This window comes from Candidatus Palauibacter sp., assembly GCF_965216145.1.
In the GTDB taxonomy this organism is placed as follows: Bacteria; Gemmatimonadota; Gemmatimonadetes; order Palauibacterales; family Palauibacteraceae; genus Palauibacter.
On the sequence record NZ_OZ244149.1, the window covers coordinates 2,026,007 to 2,046,951 of the forward strand.

Consider the following 20,945-nt stretch of genomic DNA (forward strand, 5'->3'; position numbering starts at 1 on the left):
GCGAACCGGCCCCCGGCACGCGCGGGAACGCCGCGCGGAGAGTCGCGAGACGCCCCCGAAACCCGTAAGTTGTACGGGCTTTCCGAGCGTGGCCGGGCTCCTCCGAAGACCCGTGGCCGCCGCGCCCTCCGGGATTTCGAGAACCCCGATTCCAACGGGAATCCATGACTACCGACAGCGTGGAACGCGTCGAGCCGCGACACCTCGAAGACGAGATGCGCGACTCGTTCATCGACTATTCGATGAGCGTGATCGTGCAGCGCGCCCTGCCTGACGTCCGAGACGGCCTGAAACCCGTACACCGGCGAATCCTGTTCGCGATGCACGAGGCGGGGCTGGGTCCGACGCGGCCCCATCGAAAGAGCGCGACGGTCGTCGGCGATGTGATCGGCAAATACCACCCGCACGGCGATAGTGCGATCTACGACTCGCTCGTCCGCATGGCGCAGGAGTTCTCGCTCCGGTATCCGCTCGTCGACGGCCAGGGCAACTTCGGGTCCATCGACGGCGACTCCGCGGCCGCGTACCGCTACACGGAGGCTCGGCTGACGGGCTTGGCGAGCCAGATGCTCAACGACATCGACAAGGACACGGTCGACCACACGCCGAACTTCGATGACCGGCTGCTCGAGCCCACCGTGCTCCCGTCGGCGCTCCCGAACCTGCTCGTCAACGGGTCGTCGGGCATCGCCGTGGGCATGGCGACGAACATCCCGCCGCACAATCTCCGCGAAGTGGCCGCAGCGTGTCACCGGTTGATCGAAGCGCCCGACACGACGCTGGACGAACTGATGGAGTTTGTCCGCGGTCCCGATTTCCCCACCGGGGGGGCCATCTTCGGCGGCGCGGGGATCCGCGAGGCCTACCGGGAGGGCCGGGGACGCATCGTGATGCGGGCCAAGGCGGACATCGAGGAGGGCAGGGACGGCCGCGACCGGATCATCGTCCGTGAGATCCCGTTCATGGTCAACAAGACCCGCCTGATCGAACAGATCGCGGGTCTCGTGCGCGACAAGAGGGTCACGGACATCTCCGACCTCCGCGACGAATCCGACCGCGACGGCATCCGCATCGTGATCGTACTCAAACGGGATGCGGTGCCACAGATCGTCCTCAACCAGCTGTTCAAGGGGACACAGCTGCAATCCACCTTCGGCGTCAACATGCTCGCCCTCGTGAACGGCGAACCGCAGGTGCTGGACCTCAAGACGATGCTCGGGCATTTCCTCGAGCACCGGCACGAAGTCGTGCAGCGGCGCGCCGTGTTCGCACTCGCGGTGTCAAAGGACCGGGAACACATCCTCGAGGGCCTGACCGTCGCCGTACACCATATCGATGAAGTCATCCGCATCATCCGCGGATCGGCCGAGACCGAGGTCGCGCGGGCCCGGCTCCGGGACGCGTTCGGACTCAGCGAGCGCCAGGCCGACGCGATCCTCAACATGCGCCTCGCGCGCCTCACCGGCCTCGAGATCGAGAAGCTCGAGAAGGAACTGGAGGTTGTTCGCCGCCGAAGGATGGAACTCGAGGGGATCCTCGCGTCACGGCGGCGGCGGATGGAGATCGTCGGCGAGGAACTGTCCGCGCTCGTCGACAGGTTCGGCGATGAGCGCCGGACCCAGATCGTGCCCGATACCTCGGACCTCACGGACGAGGATCTGATCGCCGAGGAGCGCATGGTGATCACGGTCTCCCGCGCCGGGTACATCAAGCGCATCGAGCCCCACGTCTACCGCGCGCAGCGGCGCGGCGGCCGCGGGATCGCCGGCATGGGGACGAAGGAAACGGACTGGGTGGAACATCTCTTCCTCGCCTCGACCCACGACTACCTCCTCATCTTCACGCGGGACGGCCGGTTGTACCGGCTCAAGGTGTACCAGATCCCCCCCGCCAGCCGGACCGCGCGCGGGAAGCCGATCGTGAACCTGCTGAGGATGAACAAGGGCGACGAAGTGGCGTCCATCGTGCGGGTGCGGGAGTTCTCCGATGACCGGTATCTCATCTTCGCCACCCGCAAGGGACTCGTGAAGAGGACGAGCCTCGCCGCGTATCGAAACGTGCACGCGGGCGGATTGCGGGCGATCAACATCCGCGAGGACGAGGACGACCGTCTGATCGACGTGAAACTGAGCGATGGCTCGAACGACGTCATTCTCGCGACACGACGCGGGATGGCGATCCGTTTCTCGGAAGGAGACGCCCGCGAGATGGGGCGCGTAGCCCAGGGCGTGCGTGGCATCAGGCTCTCGAAGGACGATGCGGTCGTCGGGATGGTGGTCGCGCGGCGTGGAGGCTCGCTCCTCACGGCGTCGGAACTGGGGATGGGCAAGCGCAGCGACGTGGACGACTATCGAATCCAGAAGCGCGGCGGGAAGGGCCTGATCAATCTCAAGACGACGGCGAAGTCGGGACGGGTGGCGGCGGTCCGGGAGGTGACGGACGATGACGAACTGATGTTCGTGACCCGGAACGGCGTCATCAATCGACAGTCCGCGGACGAGATCCGGGTGATCGGGAGAAACACCACGGGGGTCCGGCTCGTCGCCCTCGACGAGCGCGACGAACTCGTGGATGTCGCGTGCCTGATCGATCCCGTCGGGGAGGCCGGGAACGGGGACGAAGAACCGGAGGACGGACCCGGGTCCGGCGAGGAAGCGGAGTGAATCGCGCGGCCACGGCCCTGGTTTCGCTCGCCGACATCGAGGCCGCGCACGACAGGATCCGCGGGGCGGTCCGGCGCACCCCCCTGATCCCGGCACCCGTGCCGCGGCCCGGAGGGCGCGCCGCCACGGACGGCCCGGACGCGCTCTGGCTCAAGTGCGAGAACCTCCAGAGCGTGTCGGCCTTCAAGGCGCGCGGCGCCTACCACTTCGTGAGCCGGCTGTTGCCGGAGGAGCGGGCTGCCGGGCTGCTCACCTACTCCTCGGGCAACCACGCGCAGGCGGTGGCCTGGGCCGCCCGCGCCTTCGGGGTACCGGCGCGGATCGTGATGCCCGTCGACGCTCCCGAGGTGAAGAGCTCGGCAACGGTCGCGCTCGGCGCCGAGGTCGAATTCGAGGGCACGACCTCGGGAGAGCGCCAGGCGCGGGCCGAGCAGATCCAGCGCGAGGAGGGCGGGACCATGGTGCCGCCGTTCGACGATCCCCGCATCATCGCCGGGCAGGGAACGGTCGCGCTCGAGATCGCCGAACAGCTCGCCCCTCGCGAGCCGGGGGTGGTCCTGGCGCCCGTCGGAGGGGGCGGACAGCTGGCCGGGGTCGCGGCGGTCATCCGGCGCCGCTTTCCCGAAGCCGAGATCATCGGGGTCGAGCCCGAGGGGGCTGCCTCGATGCTCCGCTCGCTCGAGCGCGGAGCGCCGGTGACGCTCGATCGCGTGTCCAGCGTGGCCGATGGCCTGAAGCCCGTGCGGCCGGGCGATCTCACCTTCGCGCACTGCCGTGATCTGGTCGACCGCGTCGTCACCGTGGACGATGATTCGATCCGCGACGCGGTCCGTTGGCTCTTCGGCCTGCGGCTCGTGGTGGAGCCGTCCGGGGCGGCCACCGTGGCCGCCCTGCTCAGCGGCCGCGTCGAGCCCGCCGCGGCCGGCGAGACGGTGGCCATCCTGTCGGGAGGCAACATCGAGCCGGCGCTGCTCGCCGAATGGACGCGCCCTTGACGCTACCCGCGGACGGCCGGGCCCCGATGCTGGTGCTGTTCGACATCGATGGGACGCTCGTGCACTCCGCCGGCGTCGGCCGCGCGGCGATCACGAACGCCATGATCGACGTGTACGGAACGTCCGGCCCGATCGATGAGCTTCCGTTCGACGGGATGACGGATCCGCAGATCGTACGCACCCTGCTGCGCGCGGTCGGGTTCTCGGACGACAGGATCGACGCGGGCCTCGACCGGCTGTGGACGGCATACGCCGCGGGGCTCGAAGACGAGATCGCCGATCGACGCGCGCGGATGCGACCGGCGCCGGGTGTGCCCGCGCTCCTCGACGCCCTCGAAGAGACCGGTGCGACGCTCGGGCTCGTGACGGGCAACATCGCGGCCGGCGCCGAGGGCAAGCTCTCGGCCGTCGGCCTGTGGAACCGGTTCCCGTTCGGCGCCTTCGGGTGCGACGACGCGGACCGGAACGCCCTCCCGCCGATCGCGCTCGAGCGGGCCTTCCGCCACACCGGCACCCGCTACTCGCCGGGACGGACCTGGGTGGTCGGCGACACGCCGCACGACATCGCGTGCGCGCGGGCGTCGGAACTCCCGGTGCTCGCGGTCGCCACCGGGCGTTTCTCGGTGGACCATCTCCGCCGCGCGGGCGCGAACGAGGCTCTTCCGTCCCTGGGGGACACGGATCGGGTGATGTCGGTGCTCGCATGCGCATGAGCCGCGGCGCGAACGCGCCCCGCGAGTTCCTGTTCGACGTTCTCGTCGCCGGGGAGCCGGCGCGGCGCCAGGTTCCGGTCGCCTGTTCCCCCTCGGGCCTCTGGTTCGACGGGGAGCAGGTGGAGCTGGAGTCCATCTTCTGGGTGTCGAGGCGTGCCGGCCTCATCCTGCTGTTCGCCCGGCGCCACACGCTCGCGTTCTTCGGGGACGGCGGCGATCTGCAGGAACTCGCCCGCGCCCTCGAGCGCGGGACGAGCGGGGACACCCGGCGGTCGATCCTTCAGCCGCTGGCCTCCGAAGTCGTCGTGTGCGCCGCCGGGACCGCGGTCACCGGCGAGATTGCCGGCGAGCCGGTCAACGGACTCTATCTCGCGGTGTTCACGCGGCAGGGTCTGCACCTCTTCGCGGGGGAAGGGAAGCACCGCGTGCGGTGGCCCGTCGAGCGCGCGGAAGAAGCCACCATCTCGACCGGAGGCGCGAGCCGGCCCGGGCTGCACCTGGCGGCCGGCGACACGTCCGTGACCATTCGCTACCTGTTCTCCGAGGAGATTCAGGCCGTCCTGAGGGTCGCGCGGACGACTCCCGCGCCGCTCGACCCCGGCGGCGCGCTCGAGATGTTCGCCAAGGGCGAGGTCACGCGGCCGCTGCCGGCGCGTCTCCCGGAGTTCTCAGAGGCCGCGGACACGCTGCAGAGCGCCTGCGATACGGCGGTCGAACGGGTGAGAATCGACGCCTCCATCGGCGAGCGCTTCGATCGGGGCTACTTCCAGCGACACTTCCAGGCGCTGGGCGAGATCGCGCTCGGCCCCCTGATGCTCCGGCGGTCGGCGGCCCTCAAGGCGGGCTCCCTCATGAGCGCCGTCGAGGCCATGGACGCCGAGCAGATGAGACAGGACGCGATCGCCGCCTTCCGCGGCGTCGCGGAGGAACTGGCGCGGGTCTACGGGAACGAGGTCCGCCACCTGGTCCGCGCGAAGCGTCTCGATCGCGAGCAGGGCGAGCGGGCGTTCGCCCAGATGGATGGACCTTCGCTGTGGGAGGCGATGTCGAAGCGGATCGAAACGCTGGACCCCGCCTTCGACGCTGTCCTGGCGAGACAGCAACTGCTGTGGCAGCGGCTTCACGCGCGCGACCTCGCCCCTCCGGAGACGGAAGAAGCGGGCGTGGAAGAGGCGATCGTCGCCTGGAACGAAGAGGTGACGAGGCTCGATGCGGCCTACGGGGTCGCGGGCGGTGCGGTGCTCATGGAAATCGCCGCCCGCTGGTCCGACCGGTTGATTCCCGCCCTCCGCGGCCTGACCGCCCTGCGCGGCCGCCGCTTGTCCGACGGCGCCCGATTGACGATTCTCGCCATCGTGACGTTCTTCGTCGTGGCCGCGCTGGCCTGGTTGGCCCGAGGGTTGCTCTGACCCGCTACGGACACGATGACGCACGGGCTGCCAGGCCCGGGAGAGGTTGACAGATGGCAAAGAAGACGGCACCCAAGACGGCACAGAGGATGAGCCCTCCGTCGCGGCCGAACTGGCTGTTCCGAGGCGGCCTGATCGCGATCGTGGTCGTCGGCGCGGGCTGGCTCCTGCTGGGTGGGGGACAGGGCGGATCGGGCCCGCCGCCGACGCCCGCCGAGTTGGCGGAAGTGCTTGCCGAGGCGGAAGCGGATCCCGCTGCCGGAGTCGGCCTCGGCCCGGAGTCGGCCCCCATCACGATCGAGGAGTACTACGATCCCTCCTGTCCCGCCTGCGCGGCCTTCTCGGGCTTCGCCGGGAAGCTGATCCGGCAGAACTACGTAGAGACGGCGGGCGCCCCGGTCCGATGGATTTCGTACAACTTCATTCTCGGCACCTTCCCCAACTCGGTCGCGGCCGCGCTTGCCGAGCGCTGCGCGCACGAGCAGGGGCTCTACTGGCCGATGCACGACCTCCTGCTCGCCCGCCAGACGCGCTGGTACGTGGAGCAGGATCCCGGTTCGGTGATCGCCGATATCGCCCGAGAGGCAGGCGTCGATTCCGGCGACTACGAAGCGTGCATGCGTGACCGCCGCCACCTCGACGGCATCGCAAGCGCACATAAGGTGGGCGAGACGCGGGGCGTGAACTCCACGCCCACGCTGTTCGTAGACGGGCAGCGCGTGAGCCTGCAGGGCGTGGATCCCTACACGCACCTCGAGGGCCTCATCCAGGCCCGGCTCGCCGCAATGAATGAGAGCAGCGAGGGGACGCCGTAACCGTGAGCGGACTCAACCGGCGCCGGGGGATCGCGCTCCTGGCGCTGGCCGGCTTCTTCCTCTCCACCTACCTCTTCCTGTACGCGCTCGGCTACTACGGCGAACTCGCCTGCGGCGCCGGTGGAGGGTGCGACCTCGTGCAGGGATCGCGCTGGGCCCGCTTCCTCGGCTTCCCCGTGGCGGGCTGGGGCGTTGCCTGGTACGTGGCCGTGTTCGCGGTCTCGATCCTCGGGACTCGCGATGGGGCGGGCGCAGCGCGCTGGATCTCCCGGGTCCTGGCCGTGCTCGCGCTCGGCGGACTCGGGTTCACGATCTACCTCACGGCGCTCGAACTCTGGGTCATCCACGCGATCTGCCGCTGGTGCGTGGGCAGCGCCGTCATCAGCCTCGCCATCTTCCTCCTCACGGTCCCCGAGTTCCGCGCCTTTTCTCGACGGACTTGATAGCAGCATCCGTGCCGAAGTTCCCATCGCGGATGAACTGCTTGCACTTGCCGGTAGTGTTGTCCGAGGCCAGCACCGCCTCGACTACGCGATCCAAGACCGCGCGACGCATCCGCTCTTTGCTCGTGATCTTCCCGCGGTAGAGCTGGAACTCGATCACCCGCGATTCCACGATCCTGATTTGCGCGTAGGCGATGACGGTCTCGTGACGGATGAAGGGGTGATCGCCGCGATTGAGTACGACAGTGTCGTCAGACCAGGATCTTCGGGACGTACAGCTGGCGATCAGAACGCGGGCCGGATCGCCGGACGGCTCCGTGAGCACGATCCAGAGGTGAGGTGTGAGCCAGTGCCCACCGATGAGAAAACAATCTCCGGCGCGCACGTCCGTGGCTCAGCCGAAGATCGCTTCGGCGGCCCCCATGGCACGCAGATCGTCGATGATCTGTTCGCTCTCGTCCGGCGTCTTCTCGTGCGCCAAGATGTCCTCGTAGCGAATCGGGAGCACGCGGACCTCCCCGGGGTCCCTCCATTCGGGTAGCTGATGCAGGCGTTCGACTACCGCCCAACGGTCCATCTTTCCGAACTCGGCGTACACGGCTCGCGCCAGGTCCACCTCGGCGTCGGACAGCTCGTCAAGGGGACAATCGCCCTTGAGCGAAACCTCGTAACGCGAATCCTGGTCGACATGGGTCTCCCAGTAACTCTCCTCGGATGGGCCCGATCCGTAGTTGATCAGATCGAGGGTTTCGGACAGGACGGGCCCATGGCTCATCGACACATAGCGGTCGTATGTGACCGGGACGCCTCGCTCCAGCAGGCTGCGTCGGTCGACAAGATAGAGGAGCTTGATGAGCTTCATGTAGCTCATCCGCCCCCCTGCCAGGCGCAGGAACTCACAGGCGAGTTGCGTCGTCTTGGAGTGCTTGAATCTCGGGTACATCGGAGCGCGACTCTCCCGTTCGGCCGTCTGTCCGTCCACACCGGAGGATAAGGCTACCCCGGCTTCGCAGCCACGTTGCGCCGGCCGGATCAGGAACCGGGGGGGCGCAGTTCGTTCCAACGTTCGATGAACGCCACCGCGGCTTCGACCATCACCTCCGTCGCGACCCGTCCCCGCTCGAGCGTGGCTTCGGCCGGGTCGCGCGTGCCCCACACGCCCGTGGACGACATCTCTGACGACGAGGTTCCCTTGCCCGTCGACGCGTCCTTGAGGCCCTCGGCCAGGAACACGGCCAGCGCCGTCGGGTCGCCGGCGAGCACGTCCGGCAGCATCGCCTCCAGATGGGCGGGCATCGTGACCTCGGCCGGGACCGCCGCGTCCATATCCACCAGCGCCGGCATGAGATAGAGCGAACTCGACGTCTCGGGCGTCCCCCCGTGACGGTCGAGTACGTCCGGCGGCGGGGTCGGCACCGAGGCCATCCGGCTCCGATCCCGGAACGGTCCCGTCACCGCGCCCAGGTCCACGGCGATGCCCGCCGTCTCCTGGTTGATGCGGTCGACGATGAAGGTCGTGATGGCCCGGTTCCCCCCGTGCGCGTTCATGATGAGGAAACGCTTGAAGCCGTGCGCGATGAGACTCTTCACGGCCTCGACGTACACCTCCTGGACCAGCGACGAGGGCAGGGTGATCGTGCCCTCGAACCCCATGTGATACGGAGACTGCCCCGGCAGGAGGATCGGGGCCACGAGCACGTCGGCCCGCTGCGCCACGAGCTTCGCCTGCTCGACGCCGTTCAGGTAGTCCGTGCCGATCGGCAGGTGGTTGCCGTGCTGCTCCAGCGACGCGACCGGAATCAGCACCATGTCGCTGCGTGTGAGGAAGTCGCGCACCTCCGGCACGGTCATGTGCGGCAGGTAGTTCTTCACCTTCTCCTGCGTCCACAGCGGGTTCGTCTGCGCGGACGCCGCCGGGGCGAGGGAAAGCAGCAGGACGGCGCCGAGCCGGTGGGCAGACGCGTTCAGGGATCGTCTCATGGGAACGGGTCCTGTCAGAAAACGGTGATCGGCATCGTGAGGAGCGCTGCGTAGAGATCGATGGCGTACCACAGGTTCGCGATTCGGAGGTTCTCGTCGGGCGCGTGCTGGTTGTTGTCGTGGTTCGCGACGGGGACGTTCACGGCGGGCTTCCCCGCCACATCCGTGAACAGGTAGAGGGGCAGGGTGCCGCCCAGCCCCGGAGCGAGGACGAGCGCGCCCGGCTCGAACGCGCGGTCGGCGGCCGCCGAGGCGGCGGTGATGATCTCCTGCACGAACGGGTTGTCCATCCCCGTGCGAGCCGCGGGGTAACCGCCTCCGCCCGTGACCTTGGCGATACGGGGATATCGACGTCGGGTCTCCATGTCCGGATCCTCGGACACCACGTGGAAGCCCTGGCCCTCGATGTGTTCGACGACGAGTTGCCGCAGGTGGTCCGCCTCGTTGCCCTTGACGAGCCGGATCCCCAGCGCGGCGACCGCCGTGTTGGGGATGATGTTCCGGGCCAGCGCGCCGGTGTTGCCGCTCGTGAGGCCGCGGATGTTGAGCGCCGGGAGGAGGATCCGCTCGGACAGCGTCTCCGGTTCGCCCTCGGTCCACGCCAGCCCCAGTTCCCGCTTGAGCGCTTCGTCGACCGGGGGCATCGCCTCCAGCGCCGCCCGCTCCTCCGCCCCCAGCGGTTCGACCGTGTCGTACCAGCCGTCCACGAGCACCCGGCCCGTGTCGTCCTTCATGGAGGCGAGGAGCCGGGCCAGGATGTTCCCGGTGTCGGGGGTCCAGTTCCCGTAGTGGCCGGAGTGGAGATTGCGCGTGGCCCCGTAGACCGTGACCTCCATCCCCATGGACCCGCGAACCCCGAACGTCAGCTGCGGACGGCCGCTCTGGTGCGCGGGCCCATCGAAGAAGAGCCACACGTCTATATCCGCGATCCGGTCCGCCGCCATTTCCATGTACTGACCCAGATGACGCGAGCCCGCTTCCTCCTCGCCGTCGAAGAAGAAGACGAGGTTGGACGTGGGCTGGACGCCTTCTTCCCGGAACGCGCGCAGGACGGGCAGGATCGCGGCGATCGGCGCCTTGTCGTCACCGGCCGAGCGGGCGTACAGCCGCCACTCCGGGTCCACCGGATCCCCCGGCTCGGGCATGGGGCGCGGCGTCCCGCCGGACTCCATCGACGCGGTGTAGAGCGTGGGTTCGAACGGGGGGTGCGTCCAGTTCGAGGGGTCGACGGGCTGGCCGTCGTAGTGGACGTAGATGCCGAGGGTCCGCTCCGCGTCCGGCACCCGGAGTTCGCCGTACACGAGGGGCGCGACGCCATCGATCCGGAGGAGTTCCGAGGTGACGCCGACCGCGCGTAACTCGTCGCGGATGTACTCCGCCGCCCGCGTGACGTCCTCCAGGTCGCGGGCCCGGTTCGGATAGGTCAGGAGTTCGGCGAAGTCCCGCACGATCTCCGCCTCGTGCGCCTCCCGGTACGCCCGCGCGACATCCGCCCCCGACTGCGCGGCGGCCGGGTGCGCTGCGAGGAGTCCCGCGACCACAAGCCCGGCAATCTTCAGGCCGGACGTTCGGATGCGTCTGATTTCTGGCTGGGTTTTCATGCGGGTATGATGCCGGTACTCCAAAACCCCCGGCAACCCGCGAAATTCAGGCGGTGGCGCGCCAGAAGCCTTCCAGCGCCTCTCCGTCCGCCGAGGCGCGCAGCTTGTCGAAGGCCCGGTTCCGGATCTGCCGGATGCGCTCCCGCGTCACGCCGAGCAGCGAACCGATCTCCTCCAGCGTCATCTCCTCGCCGTCGTCGAGGCCGTAGTACAGCACCAGGATCTTCCGCTCACGCTCGGTCAGGTAGCGCTCGAACATCTTCTCGAGGAACTCGCGCCGGGCCTGGTCCTCGACGTCCTCCTCGATGTCCGCGTCGTCCATCCCCGAGAAGCGCTCGCCGAACGAGGCGCTGTCGCGGTCGGACTTGTCGAGCGGCGCGTCGAGGCTCAGCTCGGCGGAGGCGACGCGCCTCAGCGCCCGCACGGTCTCGACCGGCTCCTCCATCTCCTCGGCGATCTCCCGGTCCGTCGGCGAGCGTCCGAGCTTCTGGGTGAGCGCCGTCTCCGTCCGGGACAGCTTGACCAGGTTCGAGTTCTGGTTGAGCGGGATCCGCACCGAGCGCGTCTGCTCGGCCAGCGCCTGGAGCACCGTCTGCCGGATCCACCACACCGCGTAGGAGATGAACTTCACCCCCTTGTCGGGATCGAACTTCTTGACGGCCTTGAGCAGGCCCTCGTTCCCGATGCACACGAGTTCGGCGAGGTTCAAACCCCGGCCCTGGTACTTCTTCACGTACGAGATCACGAAGCGCAGGTTCGCCGTGACGAGGCGCTCCGCCGCCTGGCGGTCGCCGGCACGGGCCTTGCGGGCGATCTCGCGCTCGATCTGCGGGCTCTCGATGAGCGGATACCGCTCCACGTCCTGCAGGTACTGATCGAACGAATCGAGCGCGTACGTGTCGAAGAACATGTGTCGGCTTGCAGCCGTCTTCGCCATATAAATCCGAATCCTGACTCGGGTCGGTCGTCTACAAATCAGCGGCCCGGGACGGGCCAACCGAAACTCCGCCCCGCCACGGTTCGCTCCGGTCGCTTTTGATACAAACTTGAGATTATAGAGGGAATCGGAACGAACCGCACCCTTTTTCCAACCCCTTCTACCCCGGACCCCTCCTCCGGGCTCCCTCGCCGCTCCGGGCCGAATCCGCCCGCGCGACGCGCTCCCGGCGGCGAAGGCGGAGGACGTACCAGACGAGGGTGGCCCACGTGATCCCGTACCCGGCGCCGACGAAGATCCAGTGTTCGTTCATACCCCGTTGAACCTCTCGTCCTCTGGACCCGACAGTTCGAGTTCGAGTTCCGTTGCAGCCACCCTGTAACGCCGGAGCCAGAGATACGTGAAAGCGATCGTGTAGGCGACGAACCCGAGCAGCATCACGAGCCCGAACGCGCTCGCCATCGAACGGGGCGACGACGGGGGCTGGTGCAGGCTCCGCCACCAGAACACCGACAGGTACACGACCGGTACCTGGACGAACCCGATGAGGCCGATCACGGCCGACCAGCGCGCGCGCTGGTCCGGATCCTCCGTCATCGAACGCACGACCAGGTAGCCCGTGTAGATGGGTACGAGGAGCGCCGTGGTGGTGATTCTGGGGTCCCACGCCCACCAGATCCCCCAGGTGAGCCGGCCCCACAGCGAGCCGAGGATGAGGGTGAGGACGGCGCCGAGCACCCCCAGTTCCGCGGCGGAGACCGCCAGGAGGTCCCACTTCAGCTTCCGCTGCACGAGGTAGAGGATGCTCATGAGGAAGACGATGAAGAACGCGAGCATCATCACCCACGCCATGGGGACGTGGACGTAAAGCAGGCGCTGGACCTCGCCCTGCATCGCGTCGGCGGGCAGGACAAAGAGCCCGAGTAGGCTGCCTGCCACGATGAGGGCGAGCGCCAGCCAGCCCAGCGTTGTCAGTTTGTTCATCGGATGGTCACCAACCGGTTCATCGGACCCTCATCTCGCCTCATTCCTCGAGGACGACGGGGAATATCCAGACGCAGACCACGAACAGTATCACGTCGTACGACGCCAACAACCTCAGCCAGCCCCCGGCGCGTCCGAGCGGGTCGCCGACGAGGAAGGCGTCCGTCGCGCCCACGCTCCCGAGCACGACGGGGACGAGGGCGGGGAAGAGGAGGAGCGGGAGCAGGAGTTCGCGCGCCCGGAGGTGTACCGTGAGGGCCGAGAAAAAGGTCCCGATGACGGAGAAGCCGAACGTGCCGAGGGCGGCCACGAGGAGGAGCGGGCCGGCGTGCGCGGCGAAGTCGACCTCGTACAGGATGGCGGCGGCCGGGAAGAGGAGGACCTCGAGCGCCGCCAGCACGACGAGGTTGCCCGCCAGCTTGCCCAGGTAGATCGCGCGTACATCCCCGGGGTAGAGTCGCAGGAGCCGCGTCCCGCCCGCCAGTTCCTCGTTCTGGAACGTCCGGCCCAGCGACAGCGTGCCGGTGAACACGATCGCCACCCACACGAGGCCGCCGGCGAGTCGTTCCAGGAGCGCGCTGTCCGCTCCGACCGCGAAGCTGAACAAGAAAAGGACGAGCGCCGCGAAGGAGAGCATGGCCGTGAACCCCTGCCGGGTTCGCGTCTCCGAGAGGATGTCCTTCCGCAGGATGGCGGCGGCTCGCCGCGCGAGCGCCCTCACCCGGCGTCCGCGGCGACCCGTCCGCCCTCCAGCCGCACGACCTCGTCGGCGTGGCGCGTCGCGTCGTCGACCCGGTGCGAGGCGATGAGCACGGCGGCGCCGGCGTCGCGCCACGCGCGGACCGCCTCGTGGACGAGCGCCACGCCGTCCTCATCCAGGCTCACGAAGGGCTCGTCGAGCAGCACCAGCTCAAGCGGGCGGAGGCGGAGCCGCGCCAGTTCGAGGCGCTTGCGCATCCCCGTGGACCAGCCACGCACGGGGACATCCGCCGCCCCGGCGAGATCGACGGCTGCCAGCGCCTCACGCAGGGCGTCGGCCGGGACGTCCTCGCCCGACATGCGGGTTGCGAAGCGGAGATTCTCCAGCCCGGTCAGCTCCTCGTAGGCGTGGCCGCCGGCGGTCATGAAGGCAGTCCTCGCGCGGATCGCGTCACCGCCCGCGGGAAGCGTATGGCCCAGCACCTCGACCCGGCCCGCCGTCGGCCGCAGCAGCGTGGAGATCACCCGCAGCAGCGTCGTCTTGCCTGTCCCGTTCGCGCCGAGCAGCGCGACGACGGCCCCGCGGGGGACGGCGAAGTCGATCCCGCGCAGCGCCCAGCGCCGCCCGAAGCGCCGGGTGACGCCCTCTGTCGCGACCGCGAAGCTCACCGACCGGCCCCGCGGCCGCGCCCCTCCGGCCCGCCGCCCGGCCCCGCTCGCCGGCCCTCTCGGGCCGCTGGCCCGCCGTCGGGGGCGCTCATACGTTCCGCCGCATGGAACTCGACCGGATCGCCCGTCTCGCCGGGGGTGGGGGCGGCAAGGTGCTGCTCTACGTTCTGGATGGGCTGGGCGGGCTCCCCCGCCAGCCGGGTGGCCCCACCGAACTCGAGGCCGCACGCACCCCGAACCTCGACGAACTGGCCCGCGGCGGAACGTGCGGCCTCCACGACCCCGTTGCGCCGGGCATCACCCCGGGGAGCGGCCCCGGCCATCTGGCCCTGTTCGGCTACGACCCCCTCGTGTACGAGACCGGCCGCGGCGTGCTCGAGGCTCTCGGCATCGAATTCCCGCTCGGACCGGGCGACATCGCCGTGCGAGCCAACTTCTGCACCGTCGACGCCCAAGGCCGGGTGACCGACCGGCGGGCGGGCCGCATCTCGACGGACGAAGCCGCTCCCCTGGCCGGGCAGCTCGACGGCATCGAACTGGACGGCGCCCGCTGTTCCGTGCGTCACGTGAAGGAGCACCGCTTCGTCCTCGTGCTGCACCCCGACGCCCCGTCGGGCGACGCCGTGGACGACACCGATCCGGGCCAGACCGGCGAGCCGCCCCACGCCCCGGCGGCGCGGAACGCGGCGTCCGAGCCGACCGCCCGGCTCCTTGCGGCGTGGCTCGAGGCGGCCGCCGAACGGCTTGCGGACCACCCGCGCGCGAACATGGCACTCCTGAGGGGCGTGTCCAGCAAGCCCGACTGGCCGCTGTTCGAGGACGTGTTCGGGATGCGGGCCGCCGCCGCCGCCGCGTACCCCATGTACCGCGGCGTCGCCCGCCTCGTCGGCATGGACGCGCGGACGGCGCCCGACGGCGCGGCTCCGCTCGTCGACGCGCTGAGGGCGCGGCTCGCCGAGCACGATTTCTTCTTCCTCCACTTCAAGCCTCCCGACAAGGCCGGAGAAGACGGCGACTTCGACCGCAAGGTAGCCGCCATCGAGGAAGCCGACGCCATCGTGCCGGAACTCGTCGACGCCGGACCCGACGTCATCCTCGTGACCGGCGACCACTCGACGCCCTCGACCATGCGCAACCACAGCTGGCACCCGGTCCCCTTCCTCATCCACGGAGGCCCGGCGCGCAACGACGCGGCCACGACGTTCGGAGAGACGGCGTGTCGAACCGGCGCGCACGGACGCGTTCGCGGCTGCGACCTCATGCGCCTCGCCGCCGCCAGAGCCGGCCGCCTCGCGAAGTTCGGAGCCTAGTCGGCAGGCCCGTTTCCGTACAGCCCGGATCGGCCGTGTGACGTCCCGCAGGAACGTCTGCGGAGCCATGTGCCACGGGGACCGAAGTGGCAGCGTGAACCTTCGCGGCCTTGGGGCGTACGGCAGGCGGAGGTGTTCGTCGCGCGCATGCGGAGGGCGCTGGCACTTGGATACTTGATATTTGGATACTGATATGAGGCAGTGCATAGCCAGCCGCGATGCGGCGGCGATGATTCTGGCCGTCGCCGCCGGGTTTGGCTGGGGCTGTGACCTTTCAAGCGGCAACCCGCCCACCGCGTCGGTCGCCCCCGCGGCAGCCTCAGTGGCCGGCTATCGCGTCCTGGAGCCCGGAGCGTTCATCGCGGGGTTCCCGGCAGATCCTCTCGACATGCGATCGGAGTTCCTGATCGAGCGCGGATGGGATCTCGCCATCGGCGCCAGCGGCAGGGATGAGATATACGTCCTCGACACATTCGCGAAGCATGTTCTGCGCCTCGACGAGGACGCGAAGCTGCGAGCCGTGATCGGGGGTCCTGGCGGCGGCCCGGGTGAGTTCGAAGATCCGCATTCGATCGAAGCCGATCCCCGGGGCGGCGTGTGGGTGGCCGACCTCCGGCTCGGCCGGCTGTCACGGTTCGATCCGGACGGACAGCTGCTGGAGGAGATGCAGGTCCCGCAATTGGTGCGGGGTTTCGCCGTGCTGCCGGACGGCTCGGTGCTGTACCGAAAGGTCGGCCGGAGAGTCTCGCTGACCGTCCAGTCCGGCGGCGAAGAAGTGGACCTCGCCGGGGAACTCCCCCCGGAGCTGGCGCCGGACGACTTCCGGTCACTTTGGACGGAGTACGACCTCGAGTTCGCGGTCGTTGCGCCCGACACGGTCGTCGCGTTTCGGAACACCGATGTCCGGGCCTACGGAGCGTGGCGCATCGCGCTGGACATCGCGTCGGCCCGGATCACCGACATCACCCCGGTCGCCTTCCCGGCGTGGCTCACCGAGGCGCTCGCCGCCGACGCGGAGGCGATTGAGCGCGAGTCCCGCGAGACCGGCGGGCGGGAGGGGGTTCCGCGGGACGCGGTACGCTCGTCCATCCCATTCTCGCGGGGCGTGCGGATGTTGCTGGGCGATCTCTGGGTAACACCGTATGCGACCGGCCACCTGGCTCTCGCCACGACGATCCCTCTCTCGACTGACGATTCGGTTTCCGTCGTTGCTCGCGGGGAGTACCAACGCCCCTCCGGTTGTTTCGGAGTGGACTACGCCGCTGTCGGCGGACGGCTGGTAGAACTCTGCATGGACCAGGTGCGCGTCTATGAGCTGCTTCCGGCCGAGCCCGGCCTGCTGCCGTTCGCCGCCGGCCCGCTTGATCCGTGACGGAGTGAATTCCCCCCGGGTCCGGCCGCACGCTCTCAGCCGGCGCGTCCTGCTGTCGTTCGATGCGGTGGCGGAAGAGCCAGTGTGGAGGCGTGCGCTGGTCACATACGTTTTCGCGAGTGCATGTCTGTGGATGATTGCCGGACTGGTCCATCACGAGTACGGAGTCGCGTCCTGGCCGGCCTTCGCTCTCCCGGTTGTAGTCGTCGCGAACGCTGTCGTTTCCGTGGTCCGCGAAGTCCTCATCACTCCTCTATATTTCGCGGCACTGGCGGGCATTCTGTTGGCTGTGTCTCGGCTCACGCCCGGGAAGAGCGTCTCGTTCAGACAACTCTTCAGCGTGACGGTGCACGCCGGTTACATCTTGCTTGCCGGCCATGCGCTCCGGATTGTCCTGGCCGCGGGTGGTGTAGACCCCGCTGGGGCTGCGGCGGCCCTGCTGCCGGATCCCGATGCAATGTTCCTGGGGGATACCACCCCCGCCTTGCTGGATCCCCCCCCACTGGGCGTCGTGGTGCATGCGACCGCGATACCACTTTCAACGTTCCCTCGGTCCCCAGCCGACATCCCGGCAGTGGGAGTGTTCGATGCGGCCTTTCACGCGCTGCTCGGCGTCGCGTATTGCCGCCTCCGCGGCGACAAGCGCCTGATCGTTGGGGCGGCGTCGGGGTGTGGGCTTTCTCTCCTGGTCGACGTCCTCTGGCTGCTCCTGGGTATCGGGCGTCTGGCGATCTGATGTTGCGGCATCGGCGGGCTGTGTTCGTACCCATCGCGCTGCTCGCCGCCGCGTGTGGCGAGCCGGGTGATTCCGCGTCGCCGTCTGCCCGGCTCGAGCCGTATGCCTCAGTCGTGTCGCCTCCAAGCATGTCCGATGAGGTCGTCTTGCTGGAGGCTGGGTCGGCATGCGTCATCGATACGTACTGGTACCGCGTCGTCTGTACCGATCCGGGCGACGAGTCGTTCATGTTCGGTAACGAAGGTGAGGGGCCGGGCGAGTTCACCGACCCGGCGGGAATCCTTCGTGGCGCGTCAGGAATGATCGGCGTCGTGGACCGGCGGCTCGACCGCGTATCGATGTTCTCGGGATCTGGCACGTTCCTGACGTCCACTCCGGGTATCCCGAGTTTCTTGCTCGCCAGCGGCCCTTCGGCCATGGGTGGGACGATGGTCGGCAGCTACTACAGGCTCGACCTGGCGAACGGTTCTTCCTTCGTGAATGCGGAGATAGATACGGCCACGGGTCGTATCGTCTGGGAGCGGACGTTCCCCGACGAAGCGGATGTCGTGGATTGTTCTACCCCGACGCCCGGAGGGCTCCCCCGCCAGCTTGGGTTCGGATACCACGATGAGAGCGGCGGTCTTCTGTTCGTGACGTGCTACGGTGAGTTTCTGGTGTGGTACGCGGACCGAGATGCGGAGGAACCGACCGCCATCGTGCGGTCAACATATGTGGAGCGGTACCCGACCGAGGAGGATGTTGCGGCGTCGCTAAGGTTGCTGAATTCGATTCCAGCGGGCGGCTTCCGACCCAACCTCGACGAGGAACAAATCCGGGCGAGACCCAAGGTCTGGTACGGCGCGCGGGTTGTGGACGACCAGCGTCGGTTCTGGGCGGTGTCGTACTGGAATGCCGAGGATGTGATCCCCGCCCTCAGCCATATCGAAATGTACCGCCTCACGGATACCGGTCCCGAGTACGCGCTGACGCTACAGGTGGCGGACAAGGTGTTGGGCATGGATGTACTCGGGAACACGCTCGCGGTCCTGGTGGAGCGGGACACCGGCGGCGTGATTTCGGAGCGCCGCGTGGACTGGTTTGACGTTGCTGCCCTGACCGATCGACGCTGACTGCCGCACCGGCCGCATCGCTCGAGGGCTTCGTGTAAGGTCTCGCCCTCTCCCGGCATCTGGCACACGGGGAAGATATGCCCCGCTGCGTCCGGAAGAGGTTCGGACGGTAACACGAACCACGGGAGAGGACCCATGCGACGACCACAGCGTACGTTGGCCAGCTTCATGCTGGTGTTGGCGATGGCACTGCCGCTCGCGGGGCAGGTCGGGCCGGACGCATGCACGGCCTCCTGCCACAGCCGAGCGATGGAAACCTGGAACTGGTGGTACGACACGCTGATCGAACGGGGCGCGAGCGAGGCCATGGCGTACGGGTGGGCCAACACGGAGGGCGGCAGAGTTTTTTGGGGTTGCATGGGGGACGCGTGCGGGTAGTCAGTAGGACTCCTGGCTGCGGTTCTCCTCCTCGCCTGCCGCGGGGAGGCGGCCGCCCCCGGTGTGACGGTCAACCTCGAACCGTTCGCCTCGGCCAGCCTTCCGGCATCACTCCTGGGTGCCGCCCTGATCAGCCCCGACACGGCCTGTGTCGTCGACCGGTACAGGATCCAGGGCTACTGCGTGGACGTACGCGGGGATTCGCTGACCTTCGGGAAACCGGGCGAGGGCCCGGGGGAACTGGTGATGCCGACCGCGATCACCCGGGGGCCGCACGGAGACATCACGGTGAGCGATACACGCCTGAACCGGATGTCGCGGTTCACACCCGAAGGCGTGTTCGTATCGAGTGCCCCAACGGGTGGCATGACCATAGGTCTCATCAGGCAGACGGACAGCACGGCCCTCACCGCGCACATGGCGCCTGACGACCCTGTATACGCCGAGGCGGAGATCCACCTGGGGACGGGCGAGGTCCTGCGGAAGTGGCTGCCCGATCCCTCGGTCGTGGCGTGCCGGACGGCCCCCGGCCCCCGCCAGAAAAAGATCGGCGCCGCCTACCCGGCCGGCGCCGGCATCGTCCATGTGGCCTGCTTCGGCGAGTTCCTGCTCTGGTATCCGTCCGGATCGGGCGAGGCCGTCGTGATCCGGTCGCCGACGTACAGGGAGAGGTTCACGAGCGAAGAGGTGATCGCGAACATGATGCGGGCCCGGGAGAACAACCCGGGCGGCTTCGACCCGGGATACACCGCCGAGGATTTGCGCGCACGCGCGAATCCGTGGTACGGCTCCGCGGGCGTCGACACGGAAGGCCGGCTGTGGATCCTGCGACTCGGGGAAGATGAAGGCGTCTACGTGGACGTCTACGATCTCGAGTCAGCCTCGCTCACGGGGACTGCAGCACTCCAGGGTGCCGTGAGCATGATCGATATCCTCGGCAATCGGCTCATCGCGCTCCGCCGCTCCGACGGGCTCACGGACGATGAGGTAGATTGGTACGAACTTCCCGAGGATTGATGAGGCGTTCCCTGCGCATACTGGCACCTTCCAGAATCGTGCTGCTCGCGGGTCTCGCGGCCTGCGGTGGCGAGGGCGCGCCCAGCGGGGCACGGGTCGGCGAGGGGAGAGATGTGGTCGACATCTCGGCGTCCCTCGAGCTGCTCCTGGGATCGGCGGTCAGAATCGGCCATCAGGTCGACGCGGGCTCGGAAGCCGAAATCTTCTCCCGGATCCTCGATGCTCAGATGAGCCCGGACGGTCGCTTCGTCGTCGTGCTCGACCAGGTCCCGCCCTTCGTTCGAGTCTTCCAGCGCGACGGGACGCTCGCGGTCGCCTTCGTTCCGCGTGGTGGCGGTCCGGGAGAAGCCACGTCCCCCACGGCAATCGGAGTCTCCAACGATCACGTGCTCCTGCTTGAGCCCGGTCGCGCGTCGATCTTCACCCTCGGGGGACAACTGGTGGACGAGCGGAACATCGGATTCTTCCCCACCTCGGTGGCTCGGGGCTGCGGCGACGACTTCCTGGCCTACGGGCCCGGGCCGGATACGGAGGGAACCATCGTCTGGCTCAGGTCGTTCGGCGCGCTCGCCGATCCTCCGTCCGCGATCGTCGAGGGCGCAAGTCCGGCGGAGCGCCGGGCCCGCCAAAGGCGCGCCCTTGGCGGCTCCAGCCGCCTCGCCAGGGGTGGAGAGCTGATCCTGCTCCACCACGATGCCAGGGATCCTCCTGAGACGCTTACCCTGGCCTGTCCCGACTATCGGACGGTGGCCGTAGACACTGTCCCCGAGTTCGCAGATCCCGGCCCAACCAGGGAACAGCGCACGGGCGACGGAGCCATCCAGCAGCCGCCGCCTGCCATCTTCGTCGGAGCGGCCATCCTCGATCAGACTCGCATCCTGTCCGCATGGGTCAGCGGCGAGTCCGGGACGCGGGTCATGCTGCTGGACGAAGACGCGCCGGCCTTCCACACGAGCAGCCAGATGGCGCTGCTGGACGCCCAGCCAGGCCACTCCGTACTCCTCGAAGTTCTCAGGCCCGTGCCGCATGTGGCGCTGGTGGACTACGACGCGTTCGTGCGGGCGCTGGGCTTGGAGCCGAAGTAGGAAGCGTTCCCGCGGGAACGCCGGGAG

Annotated in this window: 22 protein-coding genes; 13 read left to right on the forward strand and 9 right to left on the reverse strand. The window is 68.5% G+C overall.

Annotated features, from left to right (window positions below; all coding sequences use genetic code 11):
* Nucleotides 1–164 precede the first annotated feature (164 nt).
* The 6 genes from gyrA to ACOOHF_RS08860 are packed head-to-tail and all read left to right on the forward strand — an operon-like array spanning nucleotide 165 to nucleotide 7,038.
* Nucleotides 165–2,663, forward strand: a complete 2,499-nt coding sequence (gyrA, locus tag ACOOHF_RS08835) for a DNA gyrase subunit A (protein ID WP_420464235.1) — start codon at nucleotides 165–167, stop codon at nucleotides 2,661–2,663.
* A complete protein-coding gene (locus tag ACOOHF_RS08840) occupies nucleotides 2,660–3,658 on the forward strand; it encodes a threonine ammonia-lyase (RefSeq protein ID WP_420464236.1) in 999 nt (332 codons plus the stop codon). The genes gyrA and ACOOHF_RS08840 overlap by 4 nt, the downstream gene beginning before the upstream one ends.
* The gene (locus tag ACOOHF_RS08845) at nucleotides 3,655–4,371 is read left to right on the forward strand and encodes an HAD family hydrolase (RefSeq protein ID WP_419934642.1); all 717 of its coding nucleotides are present in this window, start codon (nucleotides 3,655–3,657) and stop codon (nucleotides 4,369–4,371) included. Before ACOOHF_RS08840 ends, ACOOHF_RS08845 begins: the two co-directional genes overlap by 4 nt.
* Nucleotides 4,368–5,780, forward strand: coding sequence for a hypothetical protein (locus tag ACOOHF_RS08850; protein ID WP_420464237.1), 1,413 nt, complete (start codon nucleotides 4,368–4,370; stop codon nucleotides 5,778–5,780). The genes ACOOHF_RS08845 and ACOOHF_RS08850 overlap by 4 nt, the downstream gene beginning before the upstream one ends.
* Nucleotides 5,781–5,833: 53 nt before the next feature.
* Entirely contained in the window at nucleotides 5,834–6,595 is a 762-nt protein-coding gene (locus ACOOHF_RS08855) for a DsbA family protein (RefSeq protein WP_420464238.1), read from the forward strand.
* A gap of 2 nt (nucleotides 6,596–6,597) precedes the next feature.
* Complete coding sequence (locus tag ACOOHF_RS08860; RefSeq protein WP_420464239.1) at nucleotides 6,598–7,038, forward strand: vitamin K epoxide reductase family protein; 441 nt, start codon at nucleotides 6,598–6,600, stop codon at nucleotides 7,036–7,038.
* On the opposite strand, the gene ACOOHF_RS08865 is transcribed toward ACOOHF_RS08860, so the two are convergent.
* The 9 genes from ACOOHF_RS08865 to ccmA all read right to left on the reverse strand — a co-directional run bounded on the left by ACOOHF_RS08865 (nucleotide 6,998) and on the right by ccmA (nucleotide 13,908).
* A complete protein-coding gene (locus tag ACOOHF_RS08865) occupies nucleotides 6,998–7,423 on the reverse strand; it encodes a hypothetical protein (protein WP_420464240.1) in 426 nt (141 codons plus the stop codon). The genes ACOOHF_RS08860 and ACOOHF_RS08865 overlap by 41 nt on opposite strands.
* Nucleotides 7,424–7,432: 9 nt before the next feature.
* Complete coding sequence (locus ACOOHF_RS08870; protein WP_420464241.1) at nucleotides 7,433–7,981, reverse strand: Panacea domain-containing protein; 549 nt, start codon at nucleotides 7,979–7,981, stop codon at nucleotides 7,433–7,435.
* Between the two features lie 89 nt (nucleotides 7,982–8,070).
* The gene (locus tag ACOOHF_RS08875) at nucleotides 8,071–9,018 is read right to left on the reverse strand and encodes a creatininase family protein (protein ID WP_420464242.1); all 948 of its coding nucleotides are present in this window, start codon (nucleotides 9,016–9,018) and stop codon (nucleotides 8,071–8,073) included.
* A 14-nt stretch (nucleotides 9,019–9,032) separates the two neighbouring features.
* On the reverse strand, nucleotides 9,033–10,559 hold the full coding sequence (locus tag ACOOHF_RS08880; protein ID WP_420464243.1) for a M20/M25/M40 family metallo-hydrolase: 1,527 nt from the start codon (nucleotides 10,557–10,559) through the stop codon (nucleotides 9,033–9,035).
* Between the two features lie 106 nt (nucleotides 10,560–10,665).
* Nucleotides 10,666–11,529: a sigma-70 family RNA polymerase sigma factor gene (locus ACOOHF_RS08885; RefSeq protein WP_420464244.1), complete on the reverse strand. Its 864-nt coding sequence runs from the start codon at nucleotides 11,527–11,529 to the stop codon at nucleotides 10,666–10,668.
* Between the two features lie 187 nt (nucleotides 11,530–11,716).
* Nucleotides 11,717–11,869, reverse strand: a complete 153-nt coding sequence (locus tag ACOOHF_RS08890; protein ID WP_420464245.1) for a heme exporter protein CcmD — start codon at nucleotides 11,867–11,869, stop codon at nucleotides 11,717–11,719.
* A complete protein-coding gene (ccsA, locus tag ACOOHF_RS08895; protein ID WP_420464246.1) occupies nucleotides 11,866–12,540 on the reverse strand; it encodes a cytochrome c biogenesis protein CcsA in 675 nt (224 codons plus the stop codon). Before ccsA ends, ACOOHF_RS08890 begins: the two co-directional genes overlap by 4 nt.
* Nucleotides 12,541–12,580: 40 nt before the next feature.
* A complete protein-coding gene (locus ACOOHF_RS08900) occupies nucleotides 12,581–13,261 on the reverse strand; it encodes a heme exporter protein CcmB (RefSeq protein WP_420464247.1) in 681 nt (226 codons plus the stop codon).
* The gene (gene ccmA / locus ACOOHF_RS08905) at nucleotides 13,258–13,908 is read right to left on the reverse strand and encodes a heme ABC exporter ATP-binding protein CcmA (protein ID WP_419934653.1); all 651 of its coding nucleotides are present in this window, start codon (nucleotides 13,906–13,908) and stop codon (nucleotides 13,258–13,260) included. Before ccmA ends, ACOOHF_RS08900 begins: the two co-directional genes overlap by 4 nt.
* A gap of 104 nt (nucleotides 13,909–14,012) precedes the next feature.
* Here ccmA and ACOOHF_RS08910 point away from each other — a divergent pair, with 104 nt between their 5' ends.
* The 7 genes from ACOOHF_RS08910 to ACOOHF_RS08940 all read left to right on the forward strand — a co-directional run bounded on the left by ACOOHF_RS08910 (nucleotide 14,013) and on the right by ACOOHF_RS08940 (nucleotide 20,918).
* Nucleotides 14,013–15,218, forward strand: coding sequence for a 2,3-bisphosphoglycerate-independent phosphoglycerate mutase (locus tag ACOOHF_RS08910; protein WP_420464248.1), 1,206 nt, complete (start codon nucleotides 14,013–14,015; stop codon nucleotides 15,216–15,218).
* Nucleotides 15,219–15,411: 193 nt separating this feature from the next.
* Nucleotides 15,412–16,590, forward strand: a complete 1,179-nt coding sequence (locus ACOOHF_RS08915) for a hypothetical protein (RefSeq protein ID WP_420464249.1) — start codon at nucleotides 15,412–15,414, stop codon at nucleotides 16,588–16,590.
* Between the two features lie 133 nt (nucleotides 16,591–16,723).
* Nucleotides 16,724–17,326, forward strand: coding sequence for a hypothetical protein (locus ACOOHF_RS08920; RefSeq protein WP_420464250.1), 603 nt, complete (start codon nucleotides 16,724–16,726; stop codon nucleotides 17,324–17,326).
* Nucleotides 17,326–18,438: a hypothetical protein gene (locus tag ACOOHF_RS08925; protein ID WP_420464251.1), complete on the forward strand. Its 1,113-nt coding sequence runs from the start codon at nucleotides 17,326–17,328 to the stop codon at nucleotides 18,436–18,438. Before ACOOHF_RS08920 ends, ACOOHF_RS08925 begins: the two co-directional genes overlap by 1 nt.
* Before the next feature lie 135 nt (nucleotides 18,439–18,573).
* Nucleotides 18,574–18,816, forward strand: a complete 243-nt coding sequence (locus ACOOHF_RS08930) for a hypothetical protein (protein WP_420464252.1) — start codon at nucleotides 18,574–18,576, stop codon at nucleotides 18,814–18,816.
* A 63-nt stretch (nucleotides 18,817–18,879) separates the two neighbouring features.
* The gene (locus tag ACOOHF_RS08935) at nucleotides 18,880–19,833 is read left to right on the forward strand and encodes a hypothetical protein (RefSeq protein ID WP_420464253.1); all 954 of its coding nucleotides are present in this window, start codon (nucleotides 18,880–18,882) and stop codon (nucleotides 19,831–19,833) included.
* Nucleotides 19,833–20,918 (forward strand): hypothetical protein, encoded by a 1,086-nt coding sequence (locus ACOOHF_RS08940; RefSeq protein WP_420464254.1) that lies wholly within the window; start codon nucleotides 19,833–19,835, stop codon nucleotides 20,916–20,918. The genes ACOOHF_RS08935 and ACOOHF_RS08940 overlap by 1 nt, the downstream gene beginning before the upstream one ends.
* Nucleotides 20,919–20,945: the final 27 nt, after the last annotated feature.